This is a genomic window from Pseudomonas sp. EYE_354 (assembly GCF_023148575.1).
Lineage (GTDB): Bacteria > Pseudomonadota > Gammaproteobacteria > Pseudomonadales > Pseudomonadaceae > Aquipseudomonas.
Map to the genome: position 1 here is coordinate 28,864 of NZ_JAHXNQ010000020.1, position 14,815 is coordinate 43,678.

The 14,815-nt window shown below is 64.1% G+C and carries 3 protein-coding genes; all 3 read left to right on the top strand.

What is annotated here, in order from left to right:
- Positions 1-41: 41 nt before the first annotated feature.
- The 3 genes from KZX66_RS23185 (at position 42) to KZX66_RS23195 (ending at position 14,795) form a co-directional block, all read left to right on the top strand.
- A complete protein-coding gene (locus tag KZX66_RS23185) occupies positions 42-12,317 on the top strand; it encodes a filamentous haemagglutinin family protein (protein ID WP_248083574.1) in 12,276 nt (4,091 codons plus the stop codon).
- A gap of 241 nt (positions 12,318-12,558) precedes the next feature.
- Positions 12,559-13,152: a transposase gene (locus KZX66_RS23190; protein WP_248083624.1), complete on the top strand. Its 594-nt coding sequence runs from the start codon at positions 12,559-12,561 to the stop codon at positions 13,150-13,152.
- A gap of 59 nt (positions 13,153-13,211) precedes the next feature.
- Positions 13,212-14,795 carry a ShlB/FhaC/HecB family hemolysin secretion/activation protein gene (locus tag KZX66_RS23195; protein WP_248083575.1) on the top strand — a complete coding sequence of 528 codons (1,584 nt, stop codon included), beginning with the start codon at positions 13,212-13,214 and terminating at the stop codon, positions 14,793-14,795.
- Positions 14,796-14,815 lie beyond the last annotated feature (20 nt).

Genomic DNA, 14,815 nt, shown 5'->3' on the forward strand with positions numbered 1-14,815 from the left:
TGTCTTGCTCCCTGCGTGATAACAAAGAAGGAAGATTCCCGATGGTCCGCTGCAAATCACCGGTCAACCTGAAAGCCCAAGAAACCGTGCTGCGCCTCAAGCCATTGGCCCAGGCCATTGCCTTGTTGATGGTGGCGGGCAATGCCCATGCGGCCACGGCGTTCAGTTCCAGTTGGTTTGCCGACAAAGGTGCGACGCAAGCGGCGACGGCGGCGCGCATCAGTGCCGGGCAGGTGCCGGGAATTCCTTCGCTGAACCAGCAGGCGCGGGTCAACCAGCAGTTGGCGCGTTCCATCAGCACCTTGAACACCAGCGTCGCGGCGATTGCGGCGCAGCAGGCCGCGCAAGCGGCGGGGCGTCAGGCGGCGTTCGGCCAGGTCTCGACGATTCCCGATGGCCTCGGCAAAGGTGGCCTGCAGGTGGATAACAGCCTCACCCAGGGCTGGACCAACGCCAAGGCCCCGACCCAAAGCCAGTCCGGCGGCAAGACCACGGTGAGTATCGAGCAAACCGCCGACAAGGCCATCCTCAATTGGGAGACCTTTAACGTCGGGCGCAACACCTCCGTGGATTTCCAGCAGCAGTCCAGTTGGGCCGTGCTTAACCGCGTCAACGACCCCGATGCGCGGCCCAGTGAGATCCAGGGCCAGATCAATGGCGCCGGCACGGTGATGATCATGAACCGCAACGGCGTGGTTTTCGGCGGCACCAGCCAGGTCAACGTGCGCAACCTGGTGGCCGCCGCAGCGAACATGACCGATGAGCAGTTCACCCAGCGCGGTCTCTATGTGGATGGCACCGGCACCCAGCCGACCTTCACCGATGCGGCGGGCAAGGTCCAGGTGCAGCGCGGCGCGCTGATCCAGACTCACAACCCGGCCACGTCCACCGATGCAGGTGGCTACGCCTTGTTGCTCGGTTCGGAAGTGGACAACGCCGGTACGATCATCACCGCCAAGGGCCAGACCACCCTGGCGGCCGGTGACAGTTTTTACATCCGCAAGGGCGTGAGCACGTCCGGCAATGACCGCTCCACCACGCGTGGCAACGAAGTGGCGACCAGCCTCAAACCCGGCAGCAGCGCCGGCAAGGTCAGCAACAATGGCCTGATCATGGCCGCCACCGGGGACATCACCCTGACCGGGCACCAGGTGCAGCAAAATGGCGTGGCCCTGGCCAGCACCTCGGTGGACACCCGTGGCACGATTCACCTGCTCAACTCCGCCACCGACACCACCGGCAGTGTGACCCTGGGCGAGGGCAGCACCACCGCGATCCTGTTGGACAGCAGTGGCAGCACCGCGCTGAACAGCCAGCAAAGCAATGGCCTGGTCAACCTCGACGGTATGCCGGCCAATCAGGCGACCGGGCGTTTCAATAACCTCAGCACGGTGGCCGACCGTACCGATCAGTCGCGCATCGAGATCGTCAGCGGCGGCACCGTGGATTTCCAGAAAGGCTCGATCACCCTGGCCACCGGCGGGCAGGTCGCGGTCAGTGCCGCCGGGCGCAGCCTGTTACGCGATGGGGCGCTGATCGACGTGTCCGGCGCGGTGGGCGTCAAGGTGTCGATGGAATCCAACAACATCAAGATCAACGTGCAGGGCAACGAGCAGCGCGACGCGCCGGTCAACCGTGAAGACGGGAAGCTGATCAACAACGATGTGTGGGTCGACCTGCGCGATCTGGTGTTTGTGCCCGCAGGCACCAACGGCTATGCAACGGATCGCTGGTACACCGCCGGCGGTTTGCTGGAAGTCGGCGGTTACCTTGGCACGCAAGGCCACTCGGTGGGCGAGTGGATGGCCCAGGGCGGCACCGTGACCTTTACCGGCAAGGAGGTGGTGACCCAGAAGGGCGCGCAGATCAACCTGTCGGGCGGCACCGTGGACGTGCAGGATGGTTATATCCAGCAGACCTGGCTCAAGGGTCCGGATGGGCGTTTGTATGAGCTGTCCAACGCGCCGGGGGACATTCTCTATTCCGGGTTCTACAAGGGCTATGAAGACACCAGCAAGCGCTGGGGCCAGACCGATTACTACTACAACCCGATGATTGCCAGGCAACGCCGTTTCGAGAGCGGGTACACCGTGGGCCGCGATGCCGGCAAGCTGGTGGTCGGCACCACCAGCGCGGTGCTCGAAGGGCAGGTGGTCAGTGATGTGTTCCAGGGCGATCGCCAGACCCAGGCACCGAATATCAACCTCGACGGTTATCAGCAGTCGCAGAAGGCCATGGCCCAGCGCGCGCAGTTGATCATTGGTGGCTACACGCCGGTCTACAACAAGAGCACCGGCACCCTGCGTTATGCGTTGACCGGCATTGCCGATGAGGTGCTGATTGACCGCAACACGCAGAAAATCGCCGACGGACTCGACCTCACCACCGCTCTGCCAGCGGATCGCCAGGGCAAGATGGTGCTCGACAGTGATCAGCTCAATGGCTATCAACTGGGCGCGATCAAAGTCGGCGTCACCAATCAGATCAAAGCCGGTGTCACGCAGCAGATCACCGTCAAGGGCGCGCTCAATGTGGCGGATGGCGGCGAGATCACCCTGTTCGGGCCAGTGGTCAACCTCAACGCCAACCTCACCGCCCATGGCGGCAGCATCAATGCGGGCAACATCCTCAATCAGGTCAATCTCAATGCCGGTAATGCGCTCGACGATGTGATCCTCGCGGGCAGCGGGCGGGTCGATGTGGCGGCGGGCGTCAAGCTCAATGCCAGCGGGCGGTGGAACAACCTGGCGCTGGACCCGAACACCCGTGAAGGCCTGGCGTATGTGAACGGTGGCAAGGTCTCGCTGCGCAGTACCGGTACGCTTGATCTGGCGACCGGCAGCCTGGTGGATACGTCCTCCGCAGGCACGCTCGGCGTTGACGGCAAGCTCAGCGGCGGCAAGGGCGGCGACGTGACGCTGGGGGCGCTTTGGGCCTTGGCGCTGGGCGGCGACATTCGCGGTTATGGCGTCAACGGCGGCGGCACGCTGGCGTTGCAGGGGCGCAAGGTGCAGATCGGCGACAGCGCCAATGCACCCGATATCGACACGCTGCAATTGACTGGCGGCTTCTTTAACAAGGGTTTCTCGGCCTACGACATCACCGGCAACGAGGGGCTGCTCGTCACCGACGGTACCCAAGTCGATGTGAATGTGCCGGTCTACCGTTTGGGCGAGCAGACAGCGATGACGCCAAGTGGCAGCGACCCGGCCACGGCTCTGGAGCGTTGGACGCCGACGCTCTACCAGGAAAACCCGACCCAGGGCGTTCTGACCCAGCGCCGGGGTGCCAGCCTGACGCTGACGGCCGGCTCCAAGGATTCCACCGCCGCAGAACTGGCGACCACCGCCCTGACGGTAGGCCGGGGGGCAGTGATTAATGTCGACCCCGGCCAGGGCATCAATTTGCGTAGCATCGGCCAGTTGACCCTCAATGGCAGCCTGAATGCCTGGGGCGGCAGTGTCAGCCTGGGCGGTTTGAGTGTCTCGCCAAAGACCTGGGAACCGTCGATTGCCGCGGGTCACGACCGCTCGATCCGGGTGGGCGAAGAGGCGTTGATCGACGTTGCAGCCCGAGCGGTCACGGCGGTGAGCAGCCGGGGCAACGTGTACGGCCAGGTCCTCAATGGCGGCAAGATCAGCATCGGCGGCGATATCAACCTGACCACCGGGATTGCCAGTGCCGGCGATGTGTTTGTGGTGGTCCGTGAGGGCGCGCGGCTGGACGCCTCCGGTGCCCAGGCGGTGCTCGACGTGCCCGGTCAGGGTCGCGTGCCGGTGGCCAGCAATGGCGGCAGTATCAGCTTTGCGTCGAACAACGGCCTGTACCTGGACGGCAGCTTCGTTGCCCGTGCGGGCGGGGCGGGTGCGGCGGGCGGCAGTTTGGCGCTTGCGCTGGAAAGCCCGTATTACCTCAAGGCCGGCGTCAATGACCGGGTGCTCAACGTGCGTGAACTGGTGCTCAGCCAGACCCATCAAACCAGCCCGAACGCCAGCCTGGAATACGGCCATGGCCGCCTCGGGGTGGACCAGGTCACCGCCGGCGGTTTCGACAACCTGGCGCTGCTCAGCAACGGCTTGCTGAGTTTCGACGGCGATGTGTCGTTGAGCATGGGCCAGAGCCTGCGCCTCTACGGTGGCAGCTATAACCTCAGTGAAACCGCCGCGGCCAGTTCACGGGTCAACCTGTCGGCCCCGTACCTGCTGCTGGCCGGCCTGCTCGCGCCCGCAGAAACCGGCAAGGAGGCCTACACCCGCGCGGTGCCGGTGTTGCCCAATCCCTCGGTGCTGGCCACCACGGCGCAGTTCAACGCCAACGCCAACCTGATCGAGGTGCGTGGCAATGTGGTACTCGGCAACAAAAGCTATCTGTTGCGGCCCGACAACAGCCGGGCCAGCCTTGAGCGGCGTGGGTTTGATGATGTGCAACTGACCAGCCAGGGCGACTTGCGCTTCCTGGCGGGGGCGGGGGCAGATGTGATTGCCCAGGGCATCAGCACGCAGTTAGTGACCGGTGGTGACATGACCCTGCGCGCGGCGCAGTTGTATCCGGCGACTGAAGTCGGCGCCCGGGTACTGGCGGGCTATGTGAATAATGCTGCCAGCAATGGCACAGGCTTCAATTACGATCCGACACGCACCCTGACCATCGCACGCACCGCCAACAGCAATGCCGCCATGCCTTACTCGGTCTTTGGTCGTCTGCAATTGGGCGGGCCTACCATCAAGCAGGACGGGGTGGTGCGTGCGCCCCTGGGGCTGATCGAGATCGGCAACCTGGGTTCTACAAACGTGCAACTGCTGCCGGGCAGCCTCACGTCGGTGAGTGGCAAGGGCCTGGTATTGCCTTACGGCGGTACCGTGGATGGCCAGATCTACAAGTACAACGGCAAGACCGTAACGTTCATAGGCCAAGGTGGCGGCAACGGTGCAGGCAGTCTGAACGTCGGGGTGATTCTGGGGGGCCAGACGGTGGCGGTGCTGCCGCAGGCGACGTTGGATCTGTCCGGCGGTGGCGAACTGCTCGGCGCCGGCTTTATTTCCGGGCGCGGGGGGTCTACGGATGCACGTTACAACCCACTGGTACAGTTCGGTGCGAACGGCGGGTTTGTACTGCCGGGTCTGAGTACCAACCCGATCTATGCGATTGTGCCGGGCGTGCAACCGGGTTATGCCCCGGTGGCGCCGGAAGGTGGCGCGGTCGATCCGTTGATCGGCCAGCAGATCACAATCGGCGCCGGCGTGCCGGGCCTGGCGGCCGGCACCTATACGCTGATGCCGTCCACCTATGCATTGATGCCGGGGGCTTTCCGGCTGGAGATCAACGGCCTGGCCGGTATGGGCGCCGACGGTGCGACCCAGGCGTTGCGCAATGGCTCATGGGCCACGGCAGGGCGCTTGTCCATCGCCAATACCGGTATCAGCAACAGTGCGCCCAGCCAGGTGATTCTCACGTCGGCCGATAGGTTGCGTCGTTACTCCCAATACAACGAGACCGGCTATTCACCCTTCGCCGTGGCCGACGCCACCCGGCTTGGTGTCCCTCGGGCACTGCTGCCGGTGGATGCCAAGACCCTGCAACTGGCCCTGCGGCCAGGCGCAGGTGCGGATGCCTTTTCGTTCCAGGGCATCGGCCGCTTCGAGGCCGCTGCTGGCGGTTACGGCGGGACCGTATCGCTGATAAACGGAGAAAAAACCGACATCGAAATTGTCGCGGCAGGCAACGCGGCCACCGCCAATTTCAAAGGCATTACGGTGGCTGCGGACAGCCTGAACGCAATGGGCGCGGCTCGCCTGCTGATCGGTGGAATGACCTATGTCACGTACGGCCAGGGCGGCAACTACATCAACCTCCCCAGCAACGTCACCAGCTCCATCATCCTGCGCGACGGCGCGAACCTGGCGGCGCCGGAGGTATTACTGGCGACCGTCACCGGGAAAATTACGCTCGAACAAGGCGCCTCGATCAACACGATAGGCCAGGGCAAGGCCAGCTACGACGCACGTGACGGCTTTATCTACAACCTGAGCAATGTGCTGGCGGTGTCCAACGGTTTGCTCAATGTCATCGCCGCTCCTTCGCCGGGTGGAGTCCCCAGCAAGGGCATTCAGTTAGGCGTATGCGCGAACGCATCCTGCAGTGGGCAGACGGCCCTGTATTCCGAGGGCAGCATCGTTACCGTCACCGACAGCACCCTGCAGATGGGCGACGAGGTACGTTATGGCACCCGTCACCTGAACCTGGGCGTGTCCAGCATCAACGTCGGCAGCCCCGAAGCCCTGGCCGCTGCAGCCGCCAACAATCGCCTGCCGGTGGGCATGACCCTCAACCAGCAAGTGCTGGAACGCCTGCTGCGCGGCGACAGCCAATTCGGCGCCCCGGCGCTGGAAACCCTGCAACTGTCGGCGCGTGACAGCTTCAACTTCTACGGCACCAGCACCCTGGACACTTATGACGCGGTGACCGGCAAGTCATTGCTGAGCAACCTGATGCTGTCCACGCCGGCGATCTACGGCTCTGGCGGCTTGAACGACGTGGCGACTATCCACACCGCCAACCTGATCTGGCAAGGTGCCGAGGCAGCTCCTGTGGCGGCGGTGACCGGTGGTGCCGGCAGCGGCAGCGGGCGCCTGGATATCAATGCCGAACGTATCGAATTCGGCTACGGCGACTTTGCCCAGCCGAGCACCACCAAGACCTTCGACCGCCTGGCCCTGGGCTTTGCCAGCGTCAATTTTAATGCCAGTGAGCGCATCACCGCCAACCACAAGGGCAGCCTGTCGGTGTACCAGAGCCAGGGTGCATTTGATGCGATCAAGGGCTTTGCCTACAGCGGCGGCAACCTGAATATCCTCACGCCGCTGATGACCGGTGAGGCCGGTTCGGTCAACCGTATTACCGCCGGTGGCGCGATTGATGTCAGCGCCTCGGCTGGCGCAGCAGGCAAGGTGGACGGCATCGGCGGCGAATTGTCATTGCAAGGCGATAGCCTGCGCCTGGCCACTGCCGTGGTGCTGCCCAGCGGCAAGGTGACCTTGGGCGCGCGGGGCGACGTGGTGTTGACCGATGCCGCCTCGATCGATGTGTCCGGCCGGGCCATTGCCTTCAATGACGTGACCAAATACAGCGCCGGCGGCGAGGTGTTGCTGGAAAGCCGTGCGGGCAATGTGCAGCAGGCCGCCGGATCGACCATCGACCTGTCGGCGCAGCACAACCAGGCGGGCACGTTGCGCGCAGTGGCGGTGGCCGGCGCAGCGGGGATCGTTGACCTGGCGGGCAAGATCACCGCCGGCAGCAGCGGTGGCTACGATGCCGGTGGCACCCTGGTGCCGTACCTCGCTGGCGCGGTGGAAATCCAGGCCCAACGCCTGGGCGGCAATGGCACCCTCAGCGACCAGTTCGCCGCGCTCAACCAGCGCCTCAACCAGGGCCAGGTCTACGGTGCGCGCAGCTTCCAGCTCAAGCAGGGCGACCTGACCATCGGCAGCGACGTCAAGGCCAACAGCGTCAACGTCTCGATCGACAATGGCAGCCTGCGCGTGACCGGCCTGGTGGATGCCAGCGGCGAGCGCGTGGGCAGCATCAACCTGGCCGCAAAAAATGGCCTGACCCTCGACGGCAGCGCCGTGCTGGACGCCCATGGCACACAATTACGCGTGGACAGTTACGGCAAGATCATCGATTCGCCTAACCGCGCCACCGTGGTCCTTAGTTCTGGCCAGGGCCAGTTGACCCTGGCCACTGGCGCGCGCATCGACCTGCGCCATGGCACCGAGGCCGCGACCGGCAACGACGGGCGCAACCGTGGCACGCTGGAACTCAACGCGCCGCGCGTGGGTGGCAATGACATCGCCATCGACGCCCGTGGGCCGTTGACTATCCAGGGCGCGCGTTCGATTGCCCTCAACGGCATGAGAACCTACGACGATGCCCCGACCAAAACCGATGAAACGCCGGATGGGCGCCCGTACCAAGTGATTGATCAGGACTACCTCAATGGCGTCAATGACGCGAATACGACATTCATCGATGCCGCGCGCGTTAACAGCAACTTGCTGCAGAAGCTCGCCGGCTTGAACAACGCGACCTACGGCGACGTGTTCCACCTGCGCCCCGGTGTAGAAATCATCAGTAAAACCCCGGACGGTGATCTGGTCGTGCAGGGCGATCTGGACCTCTCCAGCTATCGCTACGCCAGCCTTAAATCAACGGCCAAGACCGAGTCCGGCAGCCTGACCCTGCGCGCCGGCGGCGACCTGAACATCTACGGCAGCATCAACGATGGCTTTGCCGCGCCACCGCCCACCGACGATGACAGTGGCTGGGTGCTGCGCGCCGGTATCGACCACACCGGCGGCACTGTGGTGGTACCGGGCAGCGGCGTGACCCTGGATGTGGGCACCGTGTTCCCTGCGGGCGCTGCGCTTAATTTCGATGTACTGACCAACCCCCTGTTTCTGCCGGCGGGCACCCGCTTGCCCGTGGCGGCCACGCTGACTCAACCGTTGGTACTCCCGGCGGGTACGGTGTTGGCGGCGGCTGTTCGGGATGCCTCGGGCACTGTGCTGTTCGCGGCGGGCACGTTGCTGACTCAGAGCCAGACCCTCGCCAGTGGCAGTGTCCTGGAGGCCGGCAGCCTGTTGGGCACTTCAGCCAGTGTCGCCAGCCTGATCTGGCCCAAGGGCGTGCCACTGGCCACCAAGGTGACCCTGACCGCCAGCAAAGTGCTGCCCCGTGGCGCCCTGTTGCCGTCTGGGACAGACGTGAAGCTGCCGGGCGGCGTGGCGTCGGTGACGTTGCGTGACACCGGCCATCCGGGCAAAAACTGGGCCATTGCTCCCATGTTGGAGGAGGGCTCGCAGTCGTGGTCGATTCGCCTGGTTGCGGGGGCCGACACCGAGGCAGCCGACAGTCGCCTGCTGCAGCCGCACCCGGTAAGCGGCAATCTGCGATTGGCGGACAGTCACTACGGGACGTTTGGGAAGGGCGCCCAGGTCTGGACCCTTGAGGGCTCAGAGGGGTGGTTCGGCGATGACAGCATGGTAGGCCAACCGGTTGATTTCGACGCAATACAATACCCGGGGATATGCGAAGACCTCCCGGAATACTGCGTTATCAGTGGTACTGCCTACACGCTGCTGGTGGGCGGCAGCACTCGCTTCAGCGTAATCCGCACCGGCGCTGCCGACCTTGACCTGCTGGCCGCCGGCAACCTGAGCATGGAGTCGCTGTTCGGCGTATACACGGCGGGCAGTTCGTCCACCGGCACCTCGGCCAGCGATCCGTATAACCTCAAGCGAGCCCTGGGCAGCAATGGCAAGGTATTGGCTAACGCCGGGGGCAACGAAAAGCTGGTCAACGCAGACACTGCCAGCCCGTACCGTGCCTGGTACCCGGATACGGGTGGCAACTTGCTGCTTAAAGTGGGCGGCAACCTGACTGGCAATATCACCAGCCCGGCGCTGAATGGCGTCGGCCGTCCGGTGCCCAGCGACCTGGGCCAGGACTCAGCCAATGTCGGCAATTGGCTGTGGCGTCAGGGCAATGGCCTCAGTGGCAGCCAGGCGCAGGCCACCGCGTGGTGGGTCAACTTTGGTTCCTACGTGCCCGGCATGGCCTACCCAGGTGCGGACCAGATGGTCGGGTTCACGGGCTTCGGCACCCTGGGGGGAGGCAACCTTAACGTTGATGTGGGCGGCGACGCGGGGGTTCTCAACGCGTCGTCGGGGCCGCAGAACGTCAGCCCCCGCAGCCAAGGCCTGGTATTGGCCATCGGCGGCACCGGTCGCGTCGCCACCGATGGCAGCGTCCAACTGACCGGTGGCGGCGATCTGAACCTGCGGGTCGGCGGAGCGCTCAACCCAGCCGGCCAGATCAACCTGAACCACCTCAATGGCGTACTGGTGAATACGCGAGGGCATGTACAGCTCACTGGCGGCGCTCTGGGTAGCCTGACGCTGCTGTATGGTAACCAGGCCAGCTACCAGAGCCCGAGTGAGGTGCGCGCCTACGACCCGCTGCGCTCCACGTCCGCCAGGGCGGCGGGTGGTTTGAGCCTGTTGCCGGGTGACGCTACCTTCAGTCTCGCCACCCGCGGTGACCTGGTGCTGCAGGATGTCGCCGATCCGGGCCGCGCGCCGCAAGTCAACGCATTGGCCTACGCCAACGGTGGCGTCAACGGGATTGGCCACAGCTGGTTCAGCCTGTGGACCGACCGCACGGCGGTGGACCTGTTTTCCGCCGGGGGCAACCTCACGCCCCTGACCGAAACGCTGGACACCGACATGGCGGCCGTCTATCCCGCCACCTTGCGCGCCGTCGCCGCCAGCGGCAGCCTGTACTACGGTCGCGCATCGTACGGTGACCCAAGTACCGTGCCGCCGCTCAGGGCCATGGTGCTGGCGCCTTCGGCCAACGGGCAACTGGAACTGCTCGCCGGCGATTCGATCTACGGCGGCGACCTGCCCATCAGCCGCTCCAGCGCAGCCCCGCAAAGCCTGGCGACGATTTTGCGCCCGGCGTTTCTTGGTTTTCTGACTGATCAAAACCCGGTCAGCGGCAGCGGTAATCTGTCCAGCGATGGCAGCATTGCCACCTTCACGGTTTCGCCGCTGTTTGCCTTTGGCCCCAACACCGCCAGCACGGCCTGGGGCGACGCCCTGGAACCGGCACGTTTCTACGCGCTGAGCGGGGACCTGCTGGGTGTCAACAGCGGGCGTGCAATCACCATTACTACTGACGCCTCCAAGGACCCGCGTTTTGGGCAGACCTACTACGAGGGTGCCGGTCCGGTCTGGATGCAGGCCGGTCGCGACATCGTCAGCAGCGGTACGCCACTGAGCGGTGCCAATGGCGGTAATAAGACCACGGGTGAATACACCTACGCCGGCAACCTGTTCGTGCACAACAGCCCCACCGATATCTCCATCGCCAGCGCTGGCCGCGACATCCTCTACAGCAGTTTCAACGTTGCCGGCCCCGGTACCCTGGAACTGACGGCGGGGCGCAACATCCAGATGGAAGACAGGGTCGCGGTGAACAGCCTGGGCGCTGTGGCGGCCGGCGACAGCCGCCCTGGCGCAAGCATCGTCATGCAAGCCGGCATGGGCGCCAACGGCCCGGATTACCGCCGCTTCGTCGAGGCTTACCTGAACCCCGCCAACCTGGCGCAACCGGGTGAATCCCTGCAAGGCGCCAAGGTGGCCAAGACTTACGAAAACGAGCTGGTTACCTGGCTCACCGAACGCTTCGGCTTTGCCGGCGACAGCGAACAGGCCCGTACCTACTACGCCGCACTGCCCGCCGAACAACAACGGATCTTCGCCCGCGACGTGTACTTTGCCGAACTCAAGGCCGCCGGCCGTGAGTACAACCAGGACGGCAGTGTGCGCCAGGGCAGCTATGTGCGCGGCCGGGTGGCGATTGCCAAGTTGTTCCCCGAGACCGACGTGGCCGGCAACCCGATCACCTACAAAGGCGACATTACGATGTTCGGCGGCGCGGGTGTGCACACCAACTTCGGTGGCTCGATCCAGATGCTCACCCCCGGCGGCCGCCAGACCTTTGGCATCGAAGGCGCCGCACCACCGTCGACGGCGGGTGTGATCACTCAAGGCGCGGGAGATATCCAGCTGTACTCCCTGGGCAGCATCCTGCTTGGCCAGAGCCGCATCATGACCACCTTTGGCGGCTCGATCATGGCCTGGACCAGCGAGGGCGACATCAACGCCGGGCGCGGCTCCAAGACCACCGTGGTGTACACGCCGCCCAAGCGCGTCTATGACAATTGGGGCAACGTGAGCCTGTCGCCGTCGGTGCCGAGCACCGGTGCCGGGATCGCCACGCTCAACCCGATCCCGGAAGTGCCGGCGGGGGATATCGACCTGATCGCGCCATTGGGCACCATCGATGCCGGCGAGGCGGGAATCCGGGTGTCGGGTAACGTCAACATCGCCGCCTTGCGTGTGGTGAACGCGGCGAATATCCAGACCCAGGGCAAGTCGTCGGGCGTGCCGGTGACAGCGACGGTGAACACCGGCGCCATGAGCTCGGCCAGCGCGGCGGGGGCGGCGGCCTCCCAGGCGGCGGAAGACGCGGCGCGCGGTCAGCAGGCGGCGGCCAGGCAGGGCCGGGCCTCGATCGTGACCGTGGAGGTGTTGGGGTTTGGCACCGAACCGGTGCCCCGTGAGCCGCAGGAGCAGCAGAAAACCTCGGCGTACAACCCCAACAGCCCGGTGCAGGTGCTGGGCGCAGGCCCCTTGAGCGAACAGGCGCGGGCGCGTTTGACCGATGAGGAGCGCAAGCAGATTACCTTGTAGGGCGGTGCAAAGACCTCTCGTTGTACCTTGGGGGCGATCAGTGATCGCCCCGTTTTTTTGCAAGGTGGTGTACCCCATCCAGCCAAAAAATTGCCTCCCACCTAATCCCGAATGAACCTTTCATGACAAAAGTTCGGTAGCCCTTGGCCATCCCCGTCTCTCCTGTGTAACGCGCTCAAGGACACCATCACGGTGTTTCTCAAGTCGCCAGCAGGACGCCAGGAGTGGGGCAATGGGAACTATGGAACGTTATTCGAAAGTCGGCATGCAGGAGCTCGATCAGCGCCTGTCGAAGATCGTCGAAGCGGCGCGCAAGAAGCCGGTGTCGGTCTATCGCTATGGCGCGCCCTGGGTGTGGATCGTCTCCCAGGACGATTGGCAAGGCGCTTTGAAGGAAGTCTCCAGCTACATCCCCGCCGGTCATTCCCTGGTGTTGCTGCGTCCGCAGATCGACGAGGTGCTGGACCAGCACCGCGACCTGTTGGTGGTCGCGCCGTCAATGCAGATCGCGCCACACACCGTGCTGCAGATCCTGTTGCTGCAACTGCTGTACTCGGTGCCCAGCGAACAGCAACTGCACGAACAGCTCAATTACAACCTGCTGTTCCGCTGGTTTGTCGGTCTGGACCTGAACCAGAAGGTCTGGAGCATTCAGGTGTTGAGCCGCGACATTGCCACGCTGCTCGACAACCCGCGGGCGGTGCAACTCATCCAGAAAATCATCAGTGACGTGTTTTGTGGCGCCTTGCTGCACATGCCGGAGTTCTCCTTGAACTTCGCCTTGCTGCACACCTGGCTGGCCCGCCACGGCAACACCGCGATCGCCAGCAATTGAACCGGTTGAACGCCGGGCAACGCAGGGCGGCGCATAAAAATAGACCATTAGGGGGCGGTGTGGAGCATCTGTTCAAGTCAACGCTGGCGCTGTGCTGCCTGACGCTTTGGGCCATGGCCCAACCCGTGCTGGCAGAGGACGAAGCGGCGGCACGCAAGGTCGACGTCAATGAGTATTTCGTGCGCGGCAACACCGTGCTCGATGCGGCCACGATCGAAGAGGCGGTGTACCCGTTCCTGGGGCCGCAAAAGACCCTGGACGATATCGAAGGCGCGCGTGATGCGCTGCAGAAGATCTACCAGGCGCGTGGCTACCAGTCGGTGTTTGTCGAGCTGCCGGAGCAGAAAGTCGATGACGGCATCGTCTACCTGCAGGTCAGTGAAACCAAGGTCGGTCGGGTGCGTGTGGTGGGCGCCAAGCATTACTCGCCGGTAGAAATCCGCGAGCAAGTGACCGGCCTGGAGGAGGGCGCGGTGCCGGACTTTGCCAAGGTGCAAAGCCAATTGGCCGGGCTCAACCGCAGCGCCGGGCGCCAGGTCACGCCACTGGTGCGCGAAGGCCAGCGCCCCGGCACCATGGATGTGGACTTGCAGGTCGAAGACCAGAACCCCTGGCACGCCAGTCTTGGCCTGAACAACGACTACAGCGCCGACACCAAGGAACTGCGCTCAGTCGCCACCCTTGGCTACGACAACCTCTGGCAACTGGGCCACAGCATTTCCCTGACCTATTTCACCGCACCCGAGGACACCTCGAACGCCAAGGTCTGGTCCGGCTCTTACAGCGCGCCGTTGGATGAGCGCTGGACCTTGCAGTTCTCCGGTTACCAGTCCGACAGCGACATCGCCACCATCGGCGGCAGCAACGTGTTGGGCAAGGGTCACTCCTACGGGGTGTCGGCGATCTACAGCCTGCCAGCCGCCGGCAACTGGGCCAACTCTTTCTCGTTGGGTATCGACTTCAAAGACTTCGACGAGCGGTTGAAATTCGGTGCCAGCAGCGATCAGGTGCCGCTCAAGTACGCACCGTTGACCCTGGGCTACAACGGCTATCGCTATACCGAGCAATCCCAGTTGGGCCTGGGCCTGAACCTGATCGTCGGCACCCGCGCCTTCTTCGGCTATGGCAGCGACGCTGAAGAATTCGACTACAAACGCTACAAGGCCAGCGCCAGTTTTGCCGTGCTCAAGGGCGACCTGACTTACAGCTACACCTTCGCCAATGATTGGCAGTCGGCGTCCAAGGCCGGCTTCCAACTGGCCTCAGGGCCACTGGTGTCCAACGAGCAGTACTCGGCCGGTGGCGCCACCTCGGTGCGTGGCTATCTGGCGGCGGAACGCACCGGCGATGAGGGCTTGCTGCTCTCCCAGGAACTGCGCACGCCGTCCCTGGCCAAGTTCCTGGGCAGTTACGTGCAGGAGTGGCGCTTCTATGCATTCGCTGAAGGTGCGCGTCTGCGCCTGCACGAACCGCTGCCCGAGCAAGAAGACGAATACAGCCTGGCCAGTGTCGGCCTGGGCACCCGCGCCAGTTTGAGCAAATGGTTGTCCGGCAGCCTGGATTGGGGCTACCCGCTGCTCGATGGACCGAACACCCAGAAACAGGACTCGCGACTGCACTTCAGTGTGCAGGCGACTTTCTGACTTTTTCTTCCGGAGACTTC